21 protein-coding genes and 2 pseudogenes are annotated in these 25,098 nt (G+C 54.5%); 11 read left to right on the forward strand and 12 right to left on the reverse strand.

Annotation, left to right across the window (positions count from 1 at the left end; all coding sequences use genetic code 11):
• Nucleotides 1–144 precede the first annotated feature (144 nt).
• Complete coding sequence (locus C8N30_RS13265) at nucleotides 145–786, reverse strand: NAD(P)-dependent oxidoreductase (RefSeq protein WP_025062305.1); 642 nt, start codon at nucleotides 784–786, stop codon at nucleotides 145–147.
• Nucleotides 787–1,736: 950 nt separating this feature from the next.
• Here C8N30_RS13265 and C8N30_RS19700 point away from each other — a divergent pair.
• The 7 genes and pseudogenes from C8N30_RS19700 to C8N30_RS13295 all read left to right on the forward strand — a co-directional run.
• Nucleotides 1,737–1,928: pseudogene (locus C8N30_RS19700) on the forward strand (IS5/IS1182 family transposase); the annotation flags it as partial.
• A 301-nt stretch (nucleotides 1,929–2,229) separates the two neighbouring features.
• Complete coding sequence (locus tag C8N30_RS13270; RefSeq protein WP_025062304.1) at nucleotides 2,230–3,606, forward strand: calcium-binding protein; 1,377 nt, start codon at nucleotides 2,230–2,232, stop codon at nucleotides 3,604–3,606.
• A gap of 976 nt (nucleotides 3,607–4,582) precedes the next feature.
• The gene (locus tag C8N30_RS13275; protein ID WP_025062303.1) at nucleotides 4,583–5,590 is read left to right on the forward strand and encodes a BMP family protein; all 1,008 of its coding nucleotides are present in this window, start codon (nucleotides 4,583–4,585) and stop codon (nucleotides 5,588–5,590) included.
• Between the two features lie 6 nt (nucleotides 5,591–5,596).
• Nucleotides 5,597–7,138, forward strand: coding sequence for an ABC transporter ATP-binding protein (locus C8N30_RS13280; protein ID WP_025062302.1), 1,542 nt, complete (start codon nucleotides 5,597–5,599; stop codon nucleotides 7,136–7,138).
• Nucleotides 7,128–8,177 (forward strand): ABC transporter permease, encoded by a 1,050-nt coding sequence (locus C8N30_RS13285; protein WP_025062301.1) that lies wholly within the window; start codon nucleotides 7,128–7,130, stop codon nucleotides 8,175–8,177. The genes C8N30_RS13280 and C8N30_RS13285 overlap by 11 nt, the downstream gene beginning before the upstream one ends.
• Nucleotides 8,178–8,181: 4 nt before the next feature.
• Nucleotides 8,182–9,126 (forward strand): ABC transporter permease, encoded by a 945-nt coding sequence (locus C8N30_RS13290; RefSeq protein ID WP_025062300.1) that lies wholly within the window; start codon nucleotides 8,182–8,184, stop codon nucleotides 9,124–9,126.
• Nucleotides 9,126–10,409: an amidohydrolase family protein gene (locus C8N30_RS13295; RefSeq protein WP_025062299.1), complete on the forward strand. Its 1,284-nt coding sequence runs from the start codon at nucleotides 9,126–9,128 to the stop codon at nucleotides 10,407–10,409. Before C8N30_RS13290 ends, C8N30_RS13295 begins: the two co-directional genes overlap by 1 nt.
• A 275-nt stretch (nucleotides 10,410–10,684) precedes the next feature.
• Here the strand turns inward: C8N30_RS13295 and C8N30_RS13300 are convergent, their stop codons facing one another.
• Nucleotides 10,685–12,859 carry a calcium-binding protein gene (locus C8N30_RS13300; protein ID WP_025062298.1) on the reverse strand — a complete coding sequence of 725 codons (2,175 nt, stop codon included), beginning with the start codon at nucleotides 12,857–12,859 and terminating at the stop codon, nucleotides 10,685–10,687.
• Between the two features lie 1,083 nt (nucleotides 12,860–13,942).
• Here C8N30_RS13300 and C8N30_RS13305 point away from each other — a divergent pair.
• The 3 genes from C8N30_RS13305 to C8N30_RS13320 all read left to right on the forward strand — a co-directional run bounded on the left by C8N30_RS13305 (nucleotide 13,943) and on the right by C8N30_RS13320 (nucleotide 15,537).
• Nucleotides 13,943–14,431: a hypothetical protein gene (locus C8N30_RS13305; RefSeq protein WP_025062297.1), complete on the forward strand. Its 489-nt coding sequence runs from the start codon at nucleotides 13,943–13,945 to the stop codon at nucleotides 14,429–14,431.
• Between the two features lie 158 nt (nucleotides 14,432–14,589).
• Nucleotides 14,590–15,111, forward strand: coding sequence for a cache domain-containing protein (locus C8N30_RS13315; RefSeq protein WP_025062296.1), 522 nt, complete (start codon nucleotides 14,590–14,592; stop codon nucleotides 15,109–15,111).
• Between the two features lie 3 nt (nucleotides 15,112–15,114).
• Nucleotides 15,115–15,537 (forward strand): hypothetical protein, encoded by a 423-nt coding sequence (locus C8N30_RS13320; protein ID WP_147419711.1) that lies wholly within the window; start codon nucleotides 15,115–15,117, stop codon nucleotides 15,535–15,537.
• Nucleotides 15,538–15,580: 43 nt separating this feature from the next.
• Here C8N30_RS13320 and C8N30_RS13325 read toward each other — a convergent pair whose 3' ends face one another.
• The 10 genes and pseudogenes from C8N30_RS13325 to C8N30_RS20010 all read right to left on the reverse strand — a co-directional run.
• Nucleotides 15,581–17,095: a glycosyltransferase family 2 protein gene (locus C8N30_RS13325; RefSeq protein WP_232222815.1), complete on the reverse strand. Its 1,515-nt coding sequence runs from the start codon at nucleotides 17,093–17,095 to the stop codon at nucleotides 15,581–15,583.
• Entirely contained in the window at nucleotides 17,053–17,607 is a 555-nt protein-coding gene (locus tag C8N30_RS19705; RefSeq protein WP_232222814.1) for a glycosyltransferase, read from the reverse strand. The genes C8N30_RS13325 and C8N30_RS19705 overlap by 43 nt, the downstream gene beginning before the upstream one ends.
• Nucleotides 17,608–17,611: 4 nt before the next feature.
• Nucleotides 17,612–17,965, reverse strand: coding sequence for an HlyD family efflux transporter periplasmic adaptor subunit (locus C8N30_RS19710; protein ID WP_269667572.1), 354 nt, complete (start codon nucleotides 17,963–17,965; stop codon nucleotides 17,612–17,614).
• Nucleotides 17,966–18,042: 77 nt separating this feature from the next.
• Nucleotides 18,043–18,432: a hypothetical protein gene (locus C8N30_RS19715; protein WP_025062293.1), complete on the reverse strand. Its 390-nt coding sequence runs from the start codon at nucleotides 18,430–18,432 to the stop codon at nucleotides 18,043–18,045.
• A 449-nt stretch (nucleotides 18,433–18,881) separates the two neighbouring features.
• A complete protein-coding gene (locus C8N30_RS13335; RefSeq protein WP_025062292.1) occupies nucleotides 18,882–19,364 on the reverse strand; it encodes a glycosyl hydrolase family 8 in 483 nt (160 codons plus the stop codon).
• Nucleotides 19,365–19,669: 305 nt separating this feature from the next.
• Nucleotides 19,670–19,999, reverse strand: coding sequence for a glycosyl hydrolase family 8 (locus C8N30_RS19970; RefSeq protein ID WP_025062291.1), 330 nt, complete (start codon nucleotides 19,997–19,999; stop codon nucleotides 19,670–19,672).
• Between the two features lie 324 nt (nucleotides 20,000–20,323).
• Nucleotides 20,324–20,995, reverse strand: coding sequence for an RraA family protein (locus C8N30_RS13345; protein ID WP_025062290.1), 672 nt, complete (start codon nucleotides 20,993–20,995; stop codon nucleotides 20,324–20,326).
• Between the two features lie 12 nt (nucleotides 20,996–21,007).
• The gene (locus C8N30_RS13350; protein WP_025062289.1) at nucleotides 21,008–22,201 is read right to left on the reverse strand and encodes an aminotransferase-like domain-containing protein; all 1,194 of its coding nucleotides are present in this window, start codon (nucleotides 22,199–22,201) and stop codon (nucleotides 21,008–21,010) included.
• 443 nt (nucleotides 22,202–22,644) lie between these two features.
• Nucleotides 22,645–22,827: a helix-turn-helix domain-containing protein gene (locus tag C8N30_RS13360; protein WP_120222881.1), complete on the reverse strand. Its 183-nt coding sequence runs from the start codon at nucleotides 22,825–22,827 to the stop codon at nucleotides 22,645–22,647.
• An 11-nt stretch (nucleotides 22,828–22,838) separates the two neighbouring features.
• A pseudogene (locus tag C8N30_RS20010) lies at nucleotides 22,839–23,168 on the reverse strand (hypothetical protein); the annotation flags it as partial.
• 290 nt (nucleotides 23,169–23,458) lie between these two features.
• Here C8N30_RS20010 and C8N30_RS13370 point away from each other — a divergent pair.
• Nucleotides 23,459–25,087: an ABC transporter substrate-binding protein gene (locus tag C8N30_RS13370; protein WP_025062287.1), complete on the forward strand. Its 1,629-nt coding sequence runs from the start codon at nucleotides 23,459–23,461 to the stop codon at nucleotides 25,085–25,087.
• Nucleotides 25,088–25,098 lie beyond the last annotated feature (11 nt).

Here is a 25,098-nt window from a genome sequence, read left to right on the forward strand (position 1 = left end):
TGACAGCACTTGATTAAATCTTACTACTAAACTCAATTAACGCTGTGCGAGACGTCAGATGGGAGGGCGCTAGTGCATGTCATTTTAGCACTTAAGCGCCGCTTAACGGACCGATCCACTTCAGGTTCCTGCATCCCGAATGTGTCAGCGTGCCAGAACAACATCGGCCCGTACGTCGAGGTCATCCTCAACAGCATCAATCAAATAGGATGCTACATCCGCGCGGGAGACCAATCCGTTTCTCCATGTTGACGGATCGCGCAAAACCCGCATTCGTCCGAGTTTCTCGCTGTTGCGCAGGATTACGGGGCGCGCGATTGTCCAGTCGATACCGCTCGACGTGATAAGCGCTTCCTGACGGTCTTTGTCTGCATATGGCCTTCCTAAAATCGCCCTGTGGCCGAGGCTTTCCAGTTTGCTCATAGCTTCGCGTGACCTACCGGCACCAAAACCCGTTACGGCGACCAAGCGGCGCGTATCGCTCGATTTCATCGCATCCAGAAGCAAGGCAGTGCTTTCCGAGAACAGATCTTCTTCTTCCCAAAGCATCGATAGCCGTTCTTTGATGCCTAAGGCGTAAACTACAGCCCGTACGCCTGACAATGCTCTGAGGACATCCTCCGCTGATCGCGCATCGCCGGCAAAGGGTTCGAGCAGGTCAGTCGCGGTGAGTTTGTGCGCGCTGCGGGCGAATGCGCGCACGGGCAGGCCGCGATCCGTTGCGTCCGTAACAGCAAGTGCGCCAATGCCGGAAGTCGCCCCCATGATCAGAATTGGTGCCTTCATGTCGGTGTTCCTCTCATACTTTTGATGATCGTATAGAATAGCAAAATAATGCCCGACCTGACAAAAACCAGAAACGATGCTCTGGGTGGCGCGGTTCCGCACAGTGCCCCACCACACGCTGCATGATCAGCATAGATCCATCGTCTGCATTAGTCGAAGGGAGGTGTCTATCTGGCGAAAAAAGCTGTTAAAAAACCTTACGCCGTTCGGATTATCCGATGATTGTGCAGCGCTAAGCACTCCCGTGTGCCATAACCACGCTCAACAGCCTACAAACAGGCTTGAGATATTATTATGGCAAGGCCCGAGACGGGTTTGAAAAATAGCATGTTAGTCATGCAGTACAAGGCCATCTGGACCACATTAGGTCAAGTTATACGACATATGTATCAATATGTTATATGGAGTGCGGACTAAGAACAGTGAGCTGACCGCTCGCAAAAAACAGATTTACCGACGATATGGCGGTTGTAGCAGCTGAGATAACCTTCTTTTCAATGTTATCGACCACATGAAATTTCATACTGCAAATACTCCCTATATATTGGACCGTAACTGGCGCAACTTAATCTACTCTTTGCTCCTGAAACCCAAGGTGAATTGTTTTTCTTCTCTCCGAACAGATCATGGCGGGTGATTGTCTGCCAACGGCAGAATGGGGGGGGTTGTAGAATTAAATTCGAGTCCTGATCCCAGCTTATGTCTCTGTTCCGGTTTCTCAAACGTGCAAATGGAAACATGCATATTTTACGATCCGCCAAAGTCGTTTCACAAATATATTGTCGCTCTCCCGGCAGTTCCAGAAGGCGTATTTTTCGCAAGTTGCACATAGGAAGTGATGATTAGACGCCGGATGTATAGGACGTAGAGGCTGCCTACACCAAAATCGCGGATTGCTCCCATGCGACCCGAATTAATGAACCAAATCCTTCCCGGTCAAGCCGCGATGACATCTGGAGCGCAAAGTTTGGCGACGTTTGCGCGGATACCATCGCCGAAGCCGCATGGAAGCGAAAATGCATTGTGTGAGAACACTGGGACAATCGTTCATGGCGCGGGACTTCGAAAGCCAAATTGCTGAGAACTTAATCCTTATCGCGGCCCTCAACCGCTATACGGCTTATCTGTCACAGAGCCTGTAGGTTCAATGTGTTTGGGGTGAGGGGATAACACCCTCTACTCAATTTGAGCAACAAAACCAGTTGAGCTTTTTTGACGATGATTCGGTCATACTCATGACGAACGGACACAAAGATCACCTATACTGATAATTGTTTCGAAATGATGTATTGTCGCGGATGAGTTTATCAGAATTCTCCTTAATTCAGCCAGAAAGCAGTCATTTTGCTGCCTCCTTGGGTTGAACGTGATAATTAATATTCTCGTGGGGCTGCCACCCGCGGATACGGAAAATCGCAGTTTATACTTCCTGGGGAGGATACCATGTCAGCCAATCTAATAAGCAATCCAACAGCAACAGATTCTACCGAAGGGTCGGATCTTCTGGTTGGCAACATGACGTCAGATCGCGTGAACCTAATGGGTGGCGACGACATTTACTCCGCGCTCGGTGGTTCCGATGTTGTGACAGGCGGCGCGGGTAATGATTACATCGACGGGGTTTGCGGCAATGACGTCCTGTTCGGTGACGAAGGCGACGATACGTTGCTCGGCGGCAATGGTCGCGATGTTCTATCCGGCGGAACCGACAATGACCTTCTTGATGGTGGCAATCAAGAGGACACCCTGAGCGGTGGTGTAGGCGATGATACGCTACTGGGGGACAAGGGGGCCGATCTGCTCGACGGCGGCGAGGGTACCGATATCCTCAACGGCGGCACCGACAATGACACTTTAACAGGCGGCGCTGGCGCAGATGTGTTTTTGTTCCGCCGCGGCGATGGACAGGATGAAATTACTGACTTCACCCAAGGGGATGACAAAATCGACCTGTCCAAGCTCGGCATGTGGGACATCTCGCAGCTCAGCATTCAGGAAACAAACGATGGTATCCGCATCAATACGGGAGATGGCAACTTCATTGAGTTGATCGGCGTCTCTGTCGGTGATTTGACAAACGATGACTTTATCCTTGCTGACGCACCGGTCATCACCATGACCGAAAGCAGCGATACCCTCACCGGCACCTCTGCCAACGATATCTTTTTTGCCGCAGGCGGCTCGGATCGCGTCTCTGGTGGTGCGGGCGCGGACACAATCGATGGCGGCACAGGACGAGATACACTTGACGGTGGCACAGGCGAGGATCTGCTGTTCGGTGGGTCCGGCAATGACCAGATCAAGGGAGGTGACGGCAATGATCTGATGTATGGCGATGCTGGTAATGATAAAATGCTCGGCGGCAACGGGGATGATTTTCTCGACGGCGGCAATGACAATGACCGGATCTATGGCGATGCTGGAAATGACACGCTAATCGGTGAAAACGGTAATGACCAACTCTTTGGTGGAACAGGTGATGACATTCTTTCAGGGGGCGCTGGTAAAGATGTGCTTGAAGGCGGTGATGGTGCGGATGTCCTGATTGGCGGTGGAGGCGATGATATTCTGACCGGTGGCGCCGGTGCCGATGTCTTTGTCTTCAACGATGATCGCACACGTAGCGATGTCATTACTGATTTCGAAGATGGGATCGATATCATCCAAATCGCAAGCTATGGCTTTACCGACTTTTCCGATCTCGACATGGTCCAGTTAGGTGCCGATGTACTCATCACGCTTAGCCTGCGGGACAGTATAACGATTGAGAACACTCAGCTGTCCAGTTTCGGCAATACAGACTTCGACCTACTGGCCTGATCAGTCAAACAACGTGATCTTACATTGAACTGGGTCTGTCGTTGAGAGACCGGACTTTTAGGTGCGCTGCTGAAGCAGCGCACTCCAAATGGTGCCAGTTGGTGCAGGCGATCGATATTACGACCGCCAGTAAGATGGAAAACAAAAAAAACGCACTCTTCGTCTGAACGCTCCAGAGGACGTCGGACGTAAGGGACGTAGCGTTCTAATTCAGAAAGATCGGTGGTCTGGAGTGAGGAACTAACAGTTTCGGACAGTTCCCGGACAGACACGGCCTGCCTGTTTCGTGGTATTCTTTTGACAGGTTGTAATGAAAACTTTCAGCGATCCCTTCACGGCGGAACAGTACCGAGATGCTCTCCTCGCCTAGCTGGCCAGCCAAGACAAGGTGGATCTTACTTCCAGTTGAATAAGTCTGACGTGTCTTGTGAGAAATGTTTCCTGATCAGCTTCTCGGCGGCTTACTTCAATGTTTGTGGCTTTTTCTCTGTCTCGATCTCCTAATCGATAAGGATAACCAGCCCCCCCGTTACGGTAGGTCTCTGGTCATTGCCCTAAAGGCGCACACAGTGCTTATAACCAGTCCGTCACGATCAAGTTCTGGGGATGATTTTAATATTGGCATAAATGGACTGATTTAGTGCGGCTTTGATCAGAGATATATGGCTCTCTGTTCTTTGTCTTTCAGGTACTAGATGGGCGGAAACCGGACTTTCGCTGCTGCTTCGAGTTAGTTTTGTTGCAGAAGAGGAACCGGAAATTCACTTCGATCGAGATGTGCTATGCAAACTGAACACGAGCTAATGGATGTGGCTTTCTAGGGAAAAGGGGTGTCTGCCTCATTTTGTGGCTAAGCGTATGGGGATTCAGGCAAACTAACGTAGATGAGGATGGCAGATCTCTAAAAATGGAGAATTTTCTTGACCAATTGATCAAGAGGGCAGTTAATTTTCAAAACTCTGTTAGGGATAATCCGATGATGAAAACAAAAAATCTTAGCCGCCGGCACTTCATGGCGACCACCGCAGCAACATCGCTGATACTTGGGGCTGGGCGGGCCATGGCTGCAGAACCGATAAAAACGGCGGGCATTTATACCGTACCTGTCGAACAGCAGTGGGTCAGCCGTATTCATAAAGCGGCACTTGCGGCTCAGGGTCGTGGCGACATTGATTATTCGTTCTCGGAAAACGTCAGTAATACCGATTATGCACGTGTGATGCGAGAGTATGCTGAGGCAGGTAACACGCTGATCATTGGCGAAGTCTTTGGTGCGGAACAAGAAGCACGTGAAGTCGCGGCTGAATATCCAAACGTAGCGTTCTTAATGGGCTCAAGCTTTAAAGAAGACGCAGCGCTGTCTAATTTTTCGGTTTTTGACAACTATATTCAAGACGCCTCTTATCTTTCAGGCATCATTGCAGGAGCGATGACAGAGTCTGGAAATATCGGCATGGTTGGTGGATTCCCAATCCCCGAAGTGAACCGCCTGATGCACGCATTCATGGCCGGTGCGCTTGAGATGAACCCAGATATTAAGTTCCAAGTCAGCTTTATCGGCAGCTGGTTTGACCCACCCAAGGCTAAGGAAACCGCGTTTGCGATGATCGAAAACGGTGTGGATGTACTTTATGCTGAGCGGTTTGGTGTTTCTGACGCCGCGCAGGAAAAAGGTATTCTAGCCATCGGTAACGTCATTGATACACAGGCCGATTATCCTGAAACGATTGTTGCTTCTGCGATTTGGCATTTCGAACCGACGTTAGATAAAGCAATCGCTGAAGTGCAGGCGGGTAGCTTTTCCGCTGGGGACTACGGTGCATATTCGTTCATGAACGAAGGCGGTACAAGTCTTGCACCTCTGGGCACATTTGACGGCAAAGTTCCGGCAGCAGCACTGGCTTTGGTTGCCCAGCGTGAAGCTGAGATTAGATCAGGCGCGTTCTCGGTCACGATTAACGACAACGAACCATCGTCGTCTTAATCAAGCATGTCCAAGGATGCAGTTGAGGCACTTTCCCTTAATGCTATAACGAAAAAATTTGGAGAGCTGACCGCAAATGATGCGGTCAGCCTTTCTGTGAACGTTGGTGAAGTTGTCGCTCTTTTAGGAGAGAACGGCGCGGGGAAAACCACACTTATGAATATTCTGTTCGGCCAATACACGGCCGATAGCGGAACTGTTCGCGTATTCGGCGATACATTGCCGCCCGGCAATTCCCGGGCGGCTTTGGATGCCGGTGTTGGTATGGTGCACCAACATTTTACACTGGCCGATAATCTGACCGTCCAAGAGAACATCACATTGGGTGTCCACTCGCTATTGAAGCCAAGCTTGGGGCGGGCTGCGGCAAAGACGCGGATTGTGGCTCTGTCAAAGAAATTTCACCTTGCTGTTGCGCCGGATGTGCGTGTCGGAACCTTGTCTGTGGGGGAGCGTCAGAGGGTTGAAATACTCAAAGCACTCTACCGCGATGTGCGGATTCTGATCCTTGATGAACCGACAGCAGTTTTGACGCCACAAGAGACGGATGATCTGTTTGCAACGCTGAGGCTAGCCATCGAAGAAGGGCTTTCGATCATCTTCATATCGCATAAGTTGCATGAAGTTATGGCTATCGCGGATCGGATTGTTGTGCTGCGGCACGGGAAAATGGCAGGCGGTGTGGATACAAAAGATACCGATAAAAACGCACTGGCCGCGATGATGATGGGAACTGAGGCGACAGCGCCGGAGGTCTCGCCTGCGAAACCGGGCGCGCCGTTGCTTGCGTTGCACAACGTTACGACTGCGGATGTTGGCAGCGTTCCCGGTTTGAAGTCAGTTTCATTGACCTTGAAAGCAGGTCAAATCGTCGGTCTTGCGGGTGTGTCCGGGAACGGACAGGCCGCGATGGCCGATGTTGTTGGTGGGTTGCTCGATCCAAGTAACGGTCAAGTCGTTTTGGGGAATGACACAGTTCAGAAATGGACGCCTCGTATCGCGGTGCAAAGCGGTATCGCGCGTATCCCTGAGGACCGGCACAAGACCGGGACAATTGCTGACTTTGACCTTGTTGAAAACGCCATATTGGAACGATATAAATCCCCGGCTTTTAGCAATGGCGGTTGGCTGAACTGGCGTAAATCAAGGGCCTTTGCGGACGGTATTATCGATAAGTACGATGTGCGTTGCCCCGGATCAGACACACCGATCAGGCTTCTGTCTGGCGGTAACATGCAAAAGCTGATTCTCGGGCGTGTGCTTGAAGCTAACCCACGGATCATTCTAGCAAATCAACCTGTTCGCGGGCTTGATATCGGTGCAGTCAACTATGTGCACAGCCAATTGTTGGCGGCACGGGAACGTGGTGCAGCGGTGCTATTGATTTCTGAGGATTTGGATGAGCTTATGGCGCTTTCTGATGTGATCCACGTCATTTCAGATGGGCGACTTTCGCCAGAATTTGAGCGAGGTGAAATGACACCTGCGGAACTAGGGCTTTGGATGGCCGGTCAAGGGTTTGAAACGGACATTCCTCATGCGTCTTGAACCTATCAAGAACCCGACACTGGCCCGCAAGCTGGTACCACCTGCAATCGCTCTTGTATCGACGATCGTGATTGCATCGCTTTTGGCTATGATCGCAGGTGCAAACCCGTTTTCTGTCATCGGATTGATCCTTAAAGGTTCCTTTGGATCGCAGTTCGCAATCCTTGAAACGCTAAACCGCGCAACACCTTTGATTTTCACGGGCCTCGCAGTCGCCGTCGCATTCCGTGCGAAGTTCTGGAACATCGGTGCGGAGGCACAGCTTTATGCAGGTGCGCTTATGACAGTGCTACTCGGGACCGGAGTCTTGCCTTGGCCCAGCTTTGCGATCTTATCGTTGATAATTGTCGCATCTATCTTAGCTGGGGCCATTGTCCTATTGGTTCCCGCGCTCCTTAAAACGCGGTTTGGTGTTGATGAAGTCGTTACGACATTGCTGTTTAACTTCATTTTCCTACTGCTTATCTCAATGCTCCTTGAGGGGGTGCTCAAAGACCCAACGGGCATGGGTTGGCCGAAATCTGCCCGTGTCATACCAGAGGCGCGATTGCCGCGAATTGTGAATGGGCTCCGCCTGCACTGGGGCTTCGGTCTTGCAATCTTCTCAGCTATTTGCATTTGGATTATCCAAACACGCAGCACCTTGGGTTACGAAATGCGCGCGGTTGGTTTAAACAAGGATGCCGCTGCCTTCGCCGGCATTCCAGTCAACGTGGTGATTGTAAAAACTGCGCTGCTTTCCGGTGGTCTTGCGGCATTGGCAGGGTTTTCTGAAGTGGCCGGACTAAAGGGCAGCCTCACGCTCGATCTGTCGCCTGGGTTTGGGTACACAGGGATTATCGTGGCGATGTTGGCGTTGCTCAATCCGCTTGGCGTGCTCGTAGCCGCATTGTTTGTAGCTGGCATTTTTGTGGGTGCTGACAGTATGAGCCGTGCTGCTGATGTGCCGACGTATCTAGCGGACATCATGCTTGCGACAGCACTCCTTCTTATGGTGCTGGCCATCATGCTAACGCGGTTTCGTGTGGTGAGGGACTAGCGTCATGGAAGTTATCGAAATCCTCTTCACCGCAAGTTTTTGGGCCGCTGCAATTCGCATCGCTAGCCCGCTGATCTTTGCCACATTGGGGGAGTTGATCTGCGAACGTGCAGGCGTGTTGAACCTTGGTATCGAGGGCATCATGGTCGCGGGTGCATTTGCAGGTTGGATGGCGGTTTATTCCGGCACAGGACTTTGGACTGGCGTTTGCGTTGCGATGCTGGTGGGGATGCTATTTGGTCTGCTTCATAGCACGCTTACGGTGCCGTTCGGCCTGTCCCAGCATGTTGTGGGCCTTGGCGTTACCCTGCTGGCGACGTCGTCCACTTATTACGCTTATCGGCTGGCGTTACCAGAAGTAACAAGTCCACCAAAAATCGAAGCATTCCAGCCATATGAAATTCCGATCTTATCGGACATCCCATTACTCGGACCGGCGTTGTTTTCACAAACACCACTGACGTATCTCGCCTTCATTCTTGTTGGGTTGGTTAGCGTGGTTCTCTATCGCACACCCCTTGGTCTCGCCGTACGCGCTGCCGGTGAAAATCCCGCAGCGGTGGCGGCCCAAGGTCTATCCGTCACTGCAATCCGCATGGGGGCGGTTATGGTTGGCAGCGGTCTGATGGCAGTCGGGGGTGCGTTCTTGACCATGTCGGCATTCGACAGCTTCTTCTTTGAGATGGTCAATGGCCGCGGCTGGATTTGTATTGCACTGGTTGTCTTTGGATCGTGGCGGCCCGGTAAGGCTCTGCTCGGTGCGGTTCTTTTTGCAGCTTTTGACGCACTCCAAATTCGCGTGCAACAAACAAGTTTAGGCGCACACATTCCTTACCAAATCTTCCTGATGATGCCGTATATCCTATCGATCTTCGCGCTTATTTTGATGTCGCGGCGCGCTGAAGTGCCTGCTGCGCTTATGGTTCCGTTCAATAAAGGAGAACGCTGATGTTTGATCTGATCGTCAAAGGTGGCACGCTACCAGATGGGCAAGTTTCAGACATCGGGATTGTGGGTGATAAGATTACTGCAATCGGATCACTTGATTTAGCGCAAGCGGGTCAAGTGTTTGACGCGTCCGGCGATTTGGTTAGCCCGCCTTTTGTCGATCCGCATTTTCACATGGACGCAACACTTTCCTATGGCCTTCCGCGGATCAACACATCAGGCACGCTGCTTGAAGGGATTGGGCTCTGGGGTGAACTCAAACAGGTCATGACCCAAGACGATATCATCGCCCGCGCACTTACCTATTGCGATTGGGCCGCGAGCATGGGGCTGCTGGCAATCCGTAGCCACGTCGATACGTGTGACGACCGGCTTTTGGGGGTCGATGCGCTGCTTGAAGTAAGAGAGCAAGTCAAAGACTATATCGATCTGCAGCTTGTCGCCTTCCCACAAGACGGTTTTTACCGTGATCCCACCGCGCGTGAAAACACCATCCGTGCCCTGGACATGGGTGTCGATGTTGTTGGGGGGATCCCGCATTTTGAACGCACAATGTCGGATGGGGCGGCGTCGGTGAAAGAACTCTGCGAAATAGCCGCCGCGCGTGGTTTGCAGGTGGATATGCATTGCGACGAATCTGACGATCCACACTCACGCCACATCGAAACGCTCGCATTTGAGACACAGCGGTTAGGCCTCAATGGTAGAGTCGCGGGATCGCATCTGACGTCAATGCATTCGATGGACAACTACTATGTCTCGAAATTACTTCCGCTGATTGCCGAAGCTGAAATAAACGTGATTCCAAACCCGCTGATTAATATTGTCCTGCAAGGACGGCATGACACTTTTCCCAAACGTCGCGGTTTGACGCGCGTTAAAGAAATGTTGGCAATGGGGATCAATGTCGGGTGGGGACAAGATTGCGTGCTTGACCCGTGGTATTCGCTTGGCACTGCGGACATGCTTGATGTGGCCTTCATGGGGCTGCATGTCGCACAAATGACCAGTCCTGCCGACATGCGGACATGCTTTGATATGGTTACGGTAAACAACGCAAAAACGATGGGTTTGAAAGACTACGGACTTCATGTCGGCGCTAAGGCTTCTTTGGTAGTCCTTGATGCCAACGATCCAATCGAGGCTCTTAGACTTCGCGCTACCCGATTATGTGTGGTCGCAAATGGCCGTATTATCAGTGAAACACCGCGGGCCGACGCAACGCTATCTTTGCCAGAACGCCCAAAATCATCGCGAAGAAGGCACGCTCCAGACACCGCATGATTTTATCAACGCTGGCGCATCGCACTTTACCAAGTCCGGTATCGCGCTTCTGCACGTTTTTGAAATGCTGCTATTTGCACGATTGCTGATACGATGGTCCGCACAGTAGCATTAGAAAGTCATGCTGAAGTTCGGCTTTGAGCCGAAGAAGCGTGGTTGGGACCTAAATGACAGTTAGCAGAATACATTGGCGCAGAACGAAGCAAAGGCCTGGATCGAGCCCATACCGTTAATGTAGCTCTATACATAACACTTTCACGCAGCAGACACGCGCGTCAAAGCGTGAGCAACCAATGATCGGTCGCGGAAAGCTCGGCTGTCGTTACGCCAATTAACAGCACACTATCATTTGCATCTAACTGGATAAGGACATCGGACCCTACATCCGTGGTTACGGTCAGCACAGCATCAGGATCAGCGAAGGCAAATGCCCCAATGTTCAGGATGTCGCCGCCCAAGATATCGAAATCTACAATTACATCTTCACCCGACCCGTCCATAAATATGAACTCGTCGGCACCAGTTCCTCCGGCCAGAAAATCATTGCCCGCCAATCCGGTAAGTACATCCTCACCAGCCGCTCCATTTAAGAATTCATCAGCTGCGGTGCCCATAACGATGTCATTGGCAGCATATGCATCCGATGTGCCCGCAGGAGCCAAATCGCCAAGGTACATTAAGGTGTCAATATCGCTGTTCCAGGTGACATCACCAAGGATACCACCGTTAGGAAGGTCAGAGAAATCAACAAACATAGTGGTGTAGAGATCGCCCTGAGCAGGGCTTCCAACCAAATTGACGATGCTGGAATAGGTAACAGTGACGGTCCCGCCCAAATCGTCGTAATCGCCCAAAAACTCGAATTCAAACCCAAAGCTTGACCCTAGCGTTGATCCTCCGAGAGGGTCGTCATCAAGTGTGTCGGTCGTATCGAATACCGAGCTGGCAGGGGCCAGGTCGATTCTGAGGGAGGCCAATTCTCTGGTCACCGTCAGTTCATGCTCGCTCCATCCGTATGCCATCGTGATATAGGTCCCCTCAGCCCCGCCAAGAGTATACTGATCGTAGGCTTCCCAAGTTAGAGTCTCGAAGGTACCGTCAGCGTAGGTCGCAACGATCACCGCGCCAGCGAGGTCGACGCCACGTGAAGATGTATCATCGCGAATGCCGAATATCGTTTCGCTTGGATTGGTATCAAGTCTTACTATCTCGACAACCGGCGCTACGGGATCAGATGGATCAACGGGCACGGTGGGATCAACAGGGTCTACAGGGTCTACAGGAACAACCGGGTCGCTGCCGTCCGCTGTCCGCCAGACGGCATTCGTTTCAGAGACAACAAGTTCAAGACCTGTGTGGCTGATCTCCACACCTTCTGCGTCAGTACCTGTGACTGTGATCTCGTAAATATGGTCTCGATCTAGATCCCAGACCTCCGCATAAGAGGGTGTGAACCACGATTGATAGCTGACTTCGCCCGTCATGCTGTTTATCTGAAATATCGAAGCGTCTTCGCCGCCCAACGTGTAGGTGACGCCTTCAGTCGGGTCGACGGGATCGACAGGATCTACCGGATCAACAGGGGCAGTGCCGTCCACCGTCCGCCAGACGGCGTCGGTTTCCGATACAACAAGCTCAAGGTCCGTGCTGCTGACTTCGAGCCCCGCGCTGTCAAAGCCGATAACGATAACTTCGTAGATATGGTCGCGGTCCAAGTCCCAAATTTCCGCGTAGGAGGGCGCAAACCAGTTTTGATAGCTGACCTCACCTGTCGCAGCGTCGACTTGGAAGACTGATGCATCGTTGCCCGCCAACACATAGCTTATCGCATTACCTGGGGCGGCGGGTTCAACTGGATCAACTGGATCAACTGGATCAACGGGGTCTACCGGATCACCAGGAGCTGCTTGCTCCGCCTCTGCGGCGCGCCAGACGGCATCAGTTTCAGAGACGACCAGCTCAAGATCTGCGCGGCTTAGCTCGGCTCCTGAACGATCCGCTTCAATCACTGTGACTTCATAGATGTGGTCACGGTCCGCGTCCCAGACCTCAGCGTAAGAGGGGATAAACCAGCTCTGGTAGCTGACCTCGCCTGTGGCCGCATCAATCTGGAAAATCGCCGCATCTTCACCGCTCAGCGTGTAGACGCTTACATCACTTGGATCGCTCGGCGCGACAGCACCGCCTCCATCGATCTCTTGCCAGACAGCATCGGTTTCCGACACCACCAGCTCAAGTCCCACCCGACCGATTTCAACACCAGCGCCATTGGAGCCGATAACCGAAATCTCATAGACATGGTCCCGGTCCGTGTCCCAAACGTCGGCATATGACGGTGTGAACCAGTTCTGATAGCTGACTTCTCCTGTCGCTGCGTTTATCTGAAATATTGCCGCATCTTCACCGCTCAAAGAGTAAACGAGAGCATCTGGTAGATTGATAATAGGCATGGCAGACCTCCTAGATAGATCTCACTATCCTAGTGCGCTGATTTTCCACTCAGAGCTAGGGGAACAATTGAAAACTTGAGCCATCTTATTAATAACTTGTTCTTAGCAAAGACTTTTATAAACGCCGCAAAAAATTCGTGTGTTGCAGCAATAGCATTAGAGCAAGCTAAATAGTGCCATTGTTTCCGCACCGTCACTACTTTCGCTGAAATTTATCCGCCCCGCCCGGATAGCGAATCCGCAATGACTTGTGAGTGCCCCGGCGATAGATGTGATTGTTCTTAAAGAACGCGGCTTTCCGGTGCCGTTGCGATGTGCTGATCTAGGATTTTAGACGGTCTATAATGTGCATTTAAAACGTCTGCTTCCGTAGCATGCCAAAACTATCGTGTATGCGCCGCTAATAACCGGACTCCGCCCCCCTTACCGAATACTGCGCGTGTAAGGTATTAGCAGTTGCAGCCGTAGCGAAAGCTCGCTTTTTCCCGCATTGCAGATATTCTCCGCTTTAAAATGCTGCGCAATGTACCAACGAACGCTTTCGGGAAGCCGCACAGCAGCGACAGTGGTCTGAGCCAAGGTCCGGTATGGGGCGTTCGTGTTGATCGACAGCAGGGGCGGATTCCGGACCTTTGTTGAGAGTGCAAAATCTCATTGAGCGATGAAGTGAAGCCGACATTCGCTGCTGATGAACCTCCAGCAATCATTAAAGGTCAAGGCGGACGTCAAAATGCTAAAGGGGCGATATTTTCCCAGAAGATAAGGCGGTTGCGGCAAAGTAGTGGGAAACTAATCGGAGGCACACACTGTAGGGCCTATATCTGAGTGTGGATGTGCCAAAAACACGTCGGGTGCAGGCAAAAAAAATCGCTTTTCGGGCTTTCCAGATCCACGAATTGCAATCGAATGCTACAGCCAATAGCTTTTAACGGAAACTGGAGTTGTATTGATGTTCTACTTCGATCTCACGAACAGGTCGTCCCCTGACAAGTTCCGAGATGTGGTAACCGCAACGCTTTCCTTAGCAGCATTGCTTTTCTTTGTACCCGCAGCCTAAACGGACGGGGAATTCCTGAAATCGACTTGTCGGAAACAACCTCCGCCGGAACCATCAGCATCGCGCGCGGGCCGCTGAAATATGGCGCAAGCGCAGTATCCTACGAAGACGGAAGCATCTCCAAGTTGAGCGCGACGTACAAACTGCCGATCGGCGAACAATTCCCCACTCTTCGGCTTGGCCCCGCCCTTGGTTATGTCAAGGAAGACGGGGCTGACGGGTCAGTCAAGACAGGGATTAAGCTGGTAGCGGAACGCGACATTCCGACCGATTTTGGCAGCGTCTTCCTGCTGGCTGATCTCAACAGTATAGACAGTTCCTGGTTCGCTCTGGCGCAGGTTGGGCTGCCCAAGCTCGGCCTTGCCATTGAACTGTCTCATGGAGACAGCGAAACTTATTCAGAGACATCGCTCGCCTTTGCGAAACGGCTCGGTGACGGCCCGACAAGTCTCTGCGCAGGCTACAGGTTCGATGCCGACGAAGTGTTCGTCGGGTTGTCCATCAACACCTTCTGAAAGGAGTACCATGACAGACCAGACCACAACCTACCCTCGCATGACACTTCCTCGCGCGGTGTACAGCTTCGTGCTTCTTGGTATGATTGCAGTGGGCCTGATCGCTGTCGTCATGTTAAACACGCGGGCTTTGATACTCGTAAACGAGACATTGAACCGTGCCGTGCGTCTCAGGACCGAAGGCTGCGGGCGAAAGTCTCGCCCGCAGCCTTCATCCGGACTGGAGAAACCTCAAATTCCTGGCAAGCAAGGTCGCAGAAAAAGATGCGGGGACAGTCACAGGTCTGATGGATGGGATGCGCGGTGACGGGCAGCGGATCAGCTGGATCGGCTATGCCGACGTCAACGGCAGGGTGTTGCAGGCATCCGACAATCTGCTGGTGGGCGAGGAAGTGAACCAACGCCCCTGGTCCCGCAACGGCTTGCGGGAACCCTACGCAGGTGTTGTTCATGAGGCAGTGCTGCTGGCGAAACTCATTGCCTGCGACCAGACGGCAGGATTGCGCTTTGTTGATCTGGCAATCCCGGTTAAGCGGGCAGGTGGACAGGTTCTTGGCGTGGTCGGGATGCATATTTACTTTGCGTGGGCCGAGCGGTTTCTGAAAGAGGAGGCCGCAGCGCTGGCGCTCAGCCTATATCTGTCCGGTTCGGATGGGCAGATCATCGTCTCAACGACTTGATCGGTGCCGACCGAGCAAGAGGTTCGGATATTGCGTGCTGCACAGCCTGCGAACCAGACGGCGACGCGCGAGGTATGGCCGGACGGAATATTCTTTTTTTCGTCTCTGGTGCCGCAAGTCGGTTATCAGGATCTGCCAAGTTTCGGGTGGCGGTTGATTGGCCGACTGAATGCCAACCAGTTCACGGACGGGCTTGTCTGGCTGCGTGGTGCGTGGTTCATCGGGCTGTTCGTGATGTTCGCAGCAATTGCCACCATTACAGCGGTTTTCGTCCTAACCTTTATCCGTCCTTTCGAAGAACTGGGCAGGTCAGCCGAACAGATCGCTGCAGGTGAGGAAATCTATCCTCCTGATTTAAGACGCACCCGCGAGATGGCACAATTGTCTGCGGCGCTTGCCCGGATCGAAGCCGTGCGAGAATCCTGAGGCGATAGGCCAATTTTTGCTTCCCCTCCACATTTGGCGCAGTTCAGGGCGAATGCGAGTTAAAAGACAGCCTGCGCGCGATGTCCCTTAGCATTGCCGTTGTGCGAACCCGTGCGACCCAAGGCATGTTACCCTCGGCATAAAAGCGCAGCAGCAGTGCCTCACATTGGGCTTCAGACGGCAACAGGTGCAGGCGTGCGCCGTCTGGCAGTGTCGCGATGACATAGGCCTCGACCTCGCCGACATCGCGGATTTTTAGTTGCCCGCGCGTGCCCTCGGGATAGGGATGCCCGCGCAGGCGCACGGTGTCGGATTTCAAGGACGTAATCCACGGATCACGTCGTCGCTGCCCGGTGTCGAAGGTCGCCTTCTCGGGTGCGTCCGCCACATGGCGTGCGCGGCGTGGCAACTCGATACAGGCGATCACAGCAACGCTGAGCACGAACAGGTTGTAAATCGTCCAGAACAGCACCACCCATTTGCCATTGCCATTGCCATTGCCATTGCCATTGCCATTGCCATTGCCATCGCCATCGCCAGCGTCGTTGAGTGCGAAGCGATCCGAAAAAATGCCGATAGCAAGTCCCAGCAGCGTCAGCATTAGCAGCACCGCGAACGGGGCCATCATACGCCATTGAACGACAATGCGGGTGCGGTCCCCGCCTTTGGCCGTCACGCTGAACGGATGGCCCTTGGGCTTGATCAACCCAACAATCGCGGCGTGACTGATGGGGATGGCTCCGATCAACTGGTTGACATCGTTCAGGATCGGCACAACCATCCCGCTGCTGAGCGTGTTCAGGACGATCAGAATCCAAAGGTAGTAGGCCCCAAAATAGCTGATCACGTCCGGCAAGCGTGCATCGACCACAGTGACGTTGCCGAACCAGTAGAGCAGTGGGTAGACGATGGCCGCCAGCCGGAAGGGAAAGGTGGTCAACCAGTAAAAAACTGAATCTACCACGCTCCAGCGGTCACGCCATCGCAGTTTGTTTGTACCCAGTGGGCCAAGGTGGGACCGCGCGATCTGCATCAGCCCCAGACACCAGCGCGCGCGTTGGGTCACGTATTCCTTCAGGCCTTCAGGGGCGAGCCCCTCAGTCAGCGGTTCGGCCAGATAGACCGATTTCCAGCCCGCGTTTTGCAAAGTAAGCGTCAACATGAAGTCTTCGGTGATGCTTTCGGTGGGCAGGCCGCCAATTTCCTTAAGCGCCGACCAGCGCACCATCGAAGAGGTCCCACAGCAAAACGCGATGCCCCAAACGTCCCTGCAAGGCTGCATGTGATCAAAGAAAAACCGTTGGTCATCTGTGTACGAACGGCTGAGCCCCAAATTGTGTTGGACAGGATCGACGTTAAAAAAGTGTTGTGGCGTCTGCACCAGCCCCACGTACGGGTTGTGAAACAGTGCCATCGACCGCGATATGAACCCACGATGGGCCACAAAATCTGCGTCGAGGACGTCGACGAATTCGGGGGGTACAGTATCGGCTTCCAACTGCGCCAGCGTGTAGTTTATGTTGCCAGCCTTGGACCCCTTGTTGTCGGGACGGCGCACAAACGCACCTGTTGGCTCGCGCAGTAGTCGCGCAGCCAGTCGCGGCGGCCATCATCTAGCACGATGACCTCTTTGTTGTCGTGGCGCAGCGATTTCGCGCCGATCACCGTTCGCTCCAGAACGTCCAGAGTCTCGTTACATGTGGCGATCAGGATCGCGACCTTGGGGCTGTTGACATCCCACCAGCCCGCGTTTTCCGTCGCCTCTTCGCTGCGTCCGCGATGCCGCGTCATGATAAGGAACGCGCTCGTCGAGCCGACCAGCGCCAGCATTTCCAGCGCCAGAAGCGACCAGCTTGCCAGCATGTCCATCGTCAGACCAAAGGGCGCAACCGTCTGGGTGATCCGCCAGAACGCATACCGCCCGGCAAGAAGTGCTGCGAAGGCGACCAGCAAGGACCGTTGAAAGGTGCTTTGACGGTCCACCACAAAGGGCAGGATCAATCCGACAACCGCGAGCATCAGCAAAATCGTGAAGCTGGACTGGACCTCGCTGAGATGCGGAAAGCTCATTGGTTCAGAACAACCGGCGGAGCCAGTCAAGCGGCCGCCTGTCAAAGAACACCCGGCCCGTGCGCCCGACCGCGCAGCCCAGTTCGGGATCTTCATGCAGCCCTCCCACCAGCAAGGACACGTCATAGCGTTCGAGGTGCTTGCTGCTGGGCGCAACCGCAAGATTTCGATAGATTGTCGCGGCGCCAGTACCTGCAAGCCGCAGCACGGTCGCTTCAAAGACGCGAGAACTCCCCAAGAGGCGGAATTCGGCGCTCTGGCCCGCCGTAAGTGTATTATAAACACCTTCGCTGACCGACAGATTCACCATGACCGACCCGCAATCGACCAGTTTCAGAACCGGATCACCACGTTCCAGTTACTCGCCGTCTGCTGCCAGCACCTCCCAGACCAACCCGTCGACCGATGCAGACAGATCTCCCCCGGTTAGCCCGTTTACACGCTCGCGTTCCCGGCCGATGCGTTTTGTAACGGCTGCCTGTTGCGCTTGGACATCTGAAACCGACGCCTGGCAGGCGGCCATTTCGCTGCGCAGTTCAACTGCGCGCTGCTCGGCAATCGGAGCATCGTTTCACCCGTCTCCGAGGAACACACCTGCCTGTGCCGCGCGCAGAGCAACTTCCAGCACCTCGACGCGTTCACGCGCGTGATCCAGCGCCAGCGCCGGAAATCTTCTGCGCCCGGCAGTTGTTCGGTATCGCCGCCCACGGCATCCACAGCCGCGCTTACATCACTTGCGTCGCCCCGTTCATCGATCAGCCCAAGCCGCTTACGGGCATGTTGCAGCCGTATCTCCAGTTCCTCGACCCGGTTCTCGGAATACACCGACGACCGCTCCTACAGGCCTGACAGGATCTCGCGTGAGGAGGCCGCGTAGCTGGTCAGGCGGTTGATTTCAGACGCGAGATAGTCCTGTTCCAGAAGAAGCTCCGTTCAGCCGGACCGAGTCGACAAGAGGGACAGTTACCGACGCCAGCACCTCGCCCTTACTAACACGCGCACCAAGCGCCCGAGCAGGCATCGCAATCTGACCCGCGACGTCGTTGCGGATAGTTATAAGACGGCCATTGATAAAGGCATTGTCGCCCGCGCTCGACATCTATTCGCCAACGATGATCTAGAGCGCGACTACAATTGCGAGAATGCCGATGGTAAGACGGGAATATTTCATGGAAGGGCCTCACTCGTATTGGTGGTTTATACTCAACCGTGACTCGTAACCAGCGGCCTGCAAGCCAAGAAAACGTCCTTCGAATCCATGCGAAACTCTAAGACTATGGTTTGCAAGCACTGCCTTCGCGGGACGCAAGTATTGTTAGCAGCTCAAGTGTTGCTGGATAATAGGGCTGATCGTGCAATGCGCCCTCTGCTTCTTCTGGGTGTCTGCAGGTCGCAAGTTCAGCGAGTGCAGTGTAGCCCGCAAAATTACTCTGCTCCTGGACTTCACCGGCAAGTGTCATCATGACCGCAACATGACCCGCAAGGTCGGCGCGTGCCATCATATCGGCGCTGCGTTTCACCGCCGCATGCTCCGCGTTCCGCGACCAGACAAGGTAAAGCTGGACGCGATTTGCATCATAGCCTGACAGGTAGTCGTGTTCTACCGGCGCTGCAAATCCGCCGGGCGTCACGTCTACCCAATTAGGCACCGCATCGAATGCGGCCCGCTCGGCAAGGACGGTCTCCCCGTGATCTGCTGCTGCAATCAACTCGGAGCGCGCGGCCGCGTCCCCAAGCTCGCGCAGGGCACGGGGCATGATCTAGGAGGGGTTAATCAGAACACGCTTCGCTTCGTCGCGGGCCCCGCTGCCGCGTCTCAGCAAAGGCGATCGGGGCACGCGAGGATCAGGGTGTAGGCAAACAGTGGCTATGTCACGTGCAATATCTTCCGTTTGACCTGTCCATTCCGTCCAGCCTGAATCCCGCGCGGCCCGCAGCAAGGCCCATGCTCGAAACAGGTCCCGTTGGTTACTGTCACCTGATCTTCGGGTGCCACGCCTCTGCCTTCACGCCAGCGCCAAGCCGTCAAATGATCTTGTCGAACCAGCAGATTTGCCTGCGTCTATCCTTCTATCAGTTGAAATGCGGACCGGTCGTCGTTGGCCTGTGCCAACAAAGCCCCAAAACCCTGCCCCTCAGAATGACTAATCCCGCCGTTGCCGTCGTCAATGATCCTTCCGTCACCTGATAGGAACCGGCCTTTCCAAGCCGACCAAGCATTCACATCATACTCTGCGGCGTGCGCCGACGCAGTCCCCACGAAAGCAAGGAGATAGAGAGCCGATGCTTTTAGAGCAGTTCGCCGATCCATGAAAAACCTTTGTCTACCTTTAGCAACTGTATTTCTCAGACACGCCAAGAAATACAGTTGCTCATTTGAAAAAGTATGCATCAACCGCTGCCTACGAAAGACCGCTTCTGAGGAGCCATTCCGCAGCGACGAAAGCGAAGATGAACGTCCACTCCGGGCCGTGATCGCCTTGGGCGATCTGCTGCGGAGGTTTCCCACTGCGCCGCGGATATTGGTCGATCCAAGCAGAGCAGCAGGCACAGCTTCCGGGTGTCAGCTTGGCACCCTAAACTTTGAGAGCGCCCTCGGCGCGCCGAAGACTTCTTTGGGCTCTGCGTAGGCGCTTTTGTCGCCAAGCCATGGACTTGGGCAGCAGGCCACAGGACCAGGGGGTCAGCTTCGTGCAGGCCCGTTCTCAAGAAAACCTTAGCTTCGGATGGCCACCTCAAGGCCGAAGACGTCAGCCGCCGATTTACCCGAGGCGAGTGCGCTGATCAATTCGGCTTCGCGGGTGAGCTTGGCTTCGGCACCGGCGATAAAGGTCCTGACGGCCTGAGGAGACAACGCAACGAGACCATCGTCGTCACCGATCACCAGATCCCCCGGCGCAACAAGGCAGCCGCCGATAACGACGGGCAGGTTGACGGCGCCGCGCTCTGCGCTGATCGGGCCACGTGGCGTGATCCACCGCGAAAAGACCGGGAAATCGTCCCAGCCGCCGAGTGTTCCCGCGTCACGGATGGCGCCGTCGCAGATCAGGCCGGCAACGCCCTTGTTGCGCAGGTGTCCACCCAGAATGTCGCCTATCATGGCCGTATCGCAGTGGCCACCTGCGTCGATCACCAGAACCTGACCCCTTTCGATTACGTCGAGCGCGTGCAGGACCGCGCCGAAATCGGGTGCCTCGCAGCGCACGGTGAAGGCCTGACCGAAAAGCTTGGGTTGCAGGCCTGCGGGCCGGAGCGGGCGGATTGCAGTGTCGATCTGACCGGCGCCGAGGACGAGATCAACGGCGATCGTTGTGGGGACCCGAACCCAGCGGGCGATCTCGGCAGGTGTGAGGTCAGAGGGCGGTGGGGCGTGAAGCGTGACTGTCATGGTACCTCTAGTTCAGAAGGATAAGTTGGCGTGCAAGGCCAAGCCCAAGGCCGCAATCCCGGTCTGGATATTCGCCTCCGACTGGGCAGAGAAATTGAAGCGGGCGTGATTGGCGCGCGGGGTCAGTGGAAAGAAGGTGGCGCCAGGCACATATGCCACACGGGCTTGCGGCAAAGCCACTTCGCGCATGAAGGCGGTGGCGTCAAAGCTTTCGGGAAACGTGAGCCAGGTGAAAAGGCCGCCTTCGGGGTCGGTTGCGCTGATTTCTTGTGGGAAATGCTGACGAATGGCGTCGAGCATGACCTCTTTCTTAGTGGCATAGGCTGTCCGCAAGGTCGCGATATGGGCCGAAAGGTCGTAACGATCCAGAAACAGGCTGGCGGCCGCCATGTTGAGGGTCGAGGTCTGGGTGTCGGCGGCTACCTTCAAGAGGCCCATGCGTGCAAGCAGGTCAGGGCTTGCTATGGCCCAGCCGATGCGCAGACCAGGGACGAGGACTTTGGAAAAGCTGCCAAGGTGGATGACCCGCCCCTCTGTGTCCAAGGACTTGAGGGTGGGCAGGTTCTGACCGGAAAACCGGATGTGGCGGTAGGGCGTGTCTTCCAGCACGATTAGGTCATACCGGTTTGCAAGTTCGATCAACTGCTTGCGCCGCACGAGCGAGAGGGTCACGCCGGTCGGGTTCTGGAAATCCGGAACGGTGTAGATCAGCCGGGCCCTTGGGTTGGCCGACAGGATCGCCTCAAGACGCTCGGTCTGCATGCCTTCTGAGTCGACGGGGACGACCGCGTATTTAGGCTGGCTGGGCTCAAAAGCGATCAGGGCGCCCAGAAAGGTAGGGTCTTCGGTTATGATCACGTCACCAGGGTCAATCAACATCCGTGCGGCAAAGTCGAGACCCTGCTGAGAGCCTTGCAGGACCAGCACGTCATCACCGGTGCAAAGCGTGCCATCCGCCGACATCAGTTGGGCGATTTGCTCGCGCAGATGCGGTAAACCGTTGGAGGGCGCATATTGCATTGCGGCTCCCCCGGGCGCCCGAATAATGTCGTGAAAGATGGTGTCCAACTGTTCCTGCGGGAACAGCGTCGCGTCTGGGTAACCGCCGCCAAAGGAAATGATCGATGGATCGGCTCCCAAGGCCAGCAATTCACCAATTGCCGATGGCCGCACCTTTGCCATTCGCTGGGCATATCTGAAAGTCATCGGCGTTAGTCCTTATTTATGTCGGTTAGAGGAGACACGATTAGATAGGGCGCTGCAAGCATTGCCCGCCCGGCAATACTGACCCGCAGGGCCATGGCGGGTCGAGCATCGGCACTTAGTCCGCAGATCTAAAATGGCGCGACGGAAAATGCTGTGGCACCCAAGAGCCGCAGATCTGTGGAAGCCACACCGCGGGGCCAACTCGGTTCCGATCGGCTGCAAGAGGCCGTTGGTGTTGTTCGGACGCGCCTTCACGAAGCAGCGGACAGCGGACATTCTCTGCAAGTGCGAACCAGTCGTGCCGGAATGTTGGGAGCCGACATCGAAAAAACCAGGAAACAAGAGGTTTCTCCGCGCTGCCGCAAGTCGGCTTCGAGCCCAAACCTGATCACGATGAAGGCCGAGCTGGTGATCAGGTCATGCGCCTTCAATATCCGATGGGTCTAAGATTTTGATACCAAAAAGATTTCCTTATCTGTGAAGGTTGCGGCCAGTTCTCGCGGCGACAGCTCCGTCTCCTTCAGCGCCAGCTTGACTACCTTGCGGCGAACATCATCAGGAATGCGGTTCCAGACATGTTTGGGCTTGGGGGATCGATCTTGCAATCCAGCTTGGCCAGGTTGCAGGTATCGATCATATGGGACCTATGATCAAGGCTGGGTGCGATCTTGCGCTTTGCGGCACCATAGGATCGCAATTTGTCCGCTCTCCGGCAAGGACGCAGGACGCAGGACGCGAATTGCGGAGCAATGTCACGAAAGGGGGTATGATCCTTTTAAGAGCGAAGACCCACCGCTTCTTCAGCTTGATCAAAAGCCGCTTGCGGCGTGCTTGTCTCGTCTCGATTGCCGGATTTCATGAAGAACAACGCCGTGATTGTCGACCGTACGCCATGTGCCAGCATCAGCTCCTCGACCTCGCGTAGGTTCAAGTTGAACCCGGCGTAAAGCCAGACAACATGAGCAATGACCTGAGGCGGAAACCGATGGTGCTTGTAGTTGAATTTCTCTCATTGCATCGACACTGGCTACGCCTGGGTCAGTGACCCCGCAGTTTCAGGCCTGTTAACAGCGATAACACCATCTTCAGGGACCGGATTGCTAGTTACTGGTCCGCACGAGCTGTTACAAAAGTTTCCGAAATACGAAGCAAATACTTCACTAAACTATTGCGAAGTTGTCACATTGGAAGCCGATAAGTAGCTTGAAAACGGCGTGCCGCTGTCAGGTATGCCTCCATTCAACGAGGTAAAAATCAATGCTTATTCAACGTCGTCACGCTCTTGGTCTTATAGGGGCTGCTGCCGGGTCGCTCGCTTTGCCGCGATTGGGTTTTTCGCAAGTTCAGCGCCGTTCTGTCACTATTGCAGTGCAGAAAATAAGCAATAACAATACGCTAGATGTCTGGAATGAACAGTCCAACGTCGGCGAACGCGTGTTTTTTCCGAACCTTTGGGAAGGCTTGATCAATCGCGACTGGATGGGCAATCAGGGCGGCGTGCCCGGTCTGGCAACTGAATGGAAGCGTCTGGACGACCAAACCCTTGAGTTGAAACTGCGCAAGGGCGTCATCTTTCACAATGGCGACGAGATGACTGCCGATGATGTAGTTTTCTCGTTCTCGGACGAGCGCGTCTTTGCAGGCACCCAGCCCGACGGCGGCAAAACGCTTTATGCCGATAACTTCAAGCCCAAGACCGACAAAGAACTGCCTGCCGGTGTGCCCGGTGTTGGCCGCCGCCTTTGGCCCGCTTTGCGCGGCGTTGAAGCGATCGATAAATACACGGTGCGGTTCTACAATGCGTCGCCTGACGTTACCCTTGAAGGGCGCTTGATGGCTTTCGGCTCGCAAATCGCCAGCCGCCGGTCTTGGGACGAAGCGGAAAGCTATGCGGCTTGGGCCAACGCGCCCGTGACCACCGGTGCCTACAAGGTGCAGGAATATCGCCCCGATGTATCGCTGACGCTGGTGGCGCATGATGATTACTGGGATGGCCGCCCGCCACTTGAGATGATCCGTTTCCTGGAAGTGCCCGAGGTGGCCAGTCGTGTAAACGGTCTGCTGTCTGGCGAATACGACTTTGCCTGCGACCTGCCACCAGATCAGTTGGACGCCGTGCGCAACACTGCCGGGCTTGAGGTTCAGGGCTCCACCATCCTCAACCATCGCATTCAGGTTTTTGACAAGGTACACCCCGTTCTGGCCGATCCGCTGATCCGCCGCGCGATGACCCATTCTGTCGACCGTCAGTTGATTGTTGACGCACTTTGGGATGGTCAAACCGTCGTGCCCGCCGGGCTTCAGTTTGAATTCTACGATGATATGTTCATCAAAGGCTGGACCGCCCCCGAATTTGATCTCGCGGTGGCCCGCGATCTGGTCAAGCAGTCGGGTTACAAGGGCGACGCGATCCCCTTCCGCTTGTTGAACAACTACTACATCAATCAGGTTTCGAACGCGCAGATCATGGTCGAGATGTGGAAGCAGGCCGGCCTGAACGTCGAAATCCAGATGGTGGAAAATTGGGGTCAGATATTGGAAGACAACGACACCCGAGGCATCCGTGACTGGTCAAACTCGGCCACGTTCAATGATCCGGTATCGTCGATTATTGCCCAGCATGGCCCCAACGGTTTGCAGCAGCAGCGCAACGAATGGACCAATGACGAAATGAACGAACTGTCGAATTTCATGCAGAAATCGGTGGATCGTGGCGCACGCAAAAAGGCCTTTGCCCGGATGCTGGAAATCACCGAACGTGAAGATCCCGCGTTCCAAGTGCTGCACCAGAACTGCGTGTTCACCGGCATGAAAACTGAACTGAACTGGAAGGCAGCCCCTGCCTTCGCAATGGACTTCCGCGCCAGCAACTGGCGCGCGTCCTAACCCTCGGTCTG

Origin of the sequence: Sulfitobacter guttiformis, assembly GCF_003610455.1 — a bacterium.
Lineage (GTDB): Bacteria > Pseudomonadota > Alphaproteobacteria > Rhodobacterales > Rhodobacteraceae > Sulfitobacter > Sulfitobacter guttiformis.

Excerpts from the sequence above, each read along its gene's own strand:
- C8N30_RS13295 (WP_025062299.1), top strand. The coding sequence starts at position 9,126 with ATGTTTGATCTGATCGTCAAAGGTGGCACGCTACCAGATGGGCAAGTT.
- C8N30_RS13345 (WP_025062290.1), bottom strand. The coding sequence starts at position 20,995 with ATGACAGTCACGCTTCACGCCCCACCGCCCTCTGACCTCACACCTGCC.
- C8N30_RS13270 (WP_025062304.1), top strand. The coding sequence starts at position 2,230 with ATGTCAGCCAATCTAATAAGCAATCCAACAGCAACAGATTCTACCGAA.
- C8N30_RS13290 (WP_025062300.1), top strand. The coding sequence starts at position 8,182 with ATGGAAGTTATCGAAATCCTCTTCACCGCAAGTTTTTGGGCCGCTGCA.
- C8N30_RS19705 (WP_232222814.1), bottom strand. The coding sequence starts at position 17,607 with ATGAGCTTTCCGCATCTCAGCGAGGTCCAGTCCAGCTTCACGATTTTG.
- C8N30_RS13335 (WP_025062292.1), bottom strand. The coding sequence starts at position 19,364 with ATGCCCCGTGCCCTGCGCGAGCTTGGGGACGCGGCCGCGCGCTCCGAG.
- C8N30_RS13370 (WP_025062287.1), top strand. The coding sequence starts at position 23,459 with ATGCTTATTCAACGTCGTCACGCTCTTGGTCTTATAGGGGCTGCTGCC.
- C8N30_RS13350 (WP_025062289.1), bottom strand. The coding sequence starts at position 22,201 with ATGACTTTCAGATATGCCCAGCGAATGGCAAAGGTGCGGCCATCGGCA.
- C8N30_RS19970 (WP_025062291.1), bottom strand. The coding sequence starts at position 19,999 with ATGCATACTTTTTCAAATGAGCAACTGTATTTCTTGGCGTGTCTGAGA.
- C8N30_RS13275 (WP_025062303.1), top strand. The coding sequence starts at position 4,583 with ATGATGAAAACAAAAAATCTTAGCCGCCGGCACTTCATGGCGACCACC.
- C8N30_RS13300 (WP_025062298.1), bottom strand. The coding sequence starts at position 12,859 with ATGCCTATTATCAATCTACCAGATGCTCTCGTTTACTCTTTGAGCGGT.
- C8N30_RS13285 (WP_025062301.1), top strand. The coding sequence starts at position 7,128 with ATGCGTCTTGAACCTATCAAGAACCCGACACTGGCCCGCAAGCTGGTA.
- C8N30_RS13280 (WP_025062302.1), top strand. The coding sequence starts at position 5,597 with ATGTCCAAGGATGCAGTTGAGGCACTTTCCCTTAATGCTATAACGAAA.
- C8N30_RS13265 (WP_025062305.1), bottom strand. The coding sequence starts at position 786 with ATGAAGGCACCAATTCTGATCATGGGGGCGACTTCCGGCATTGGCGCA.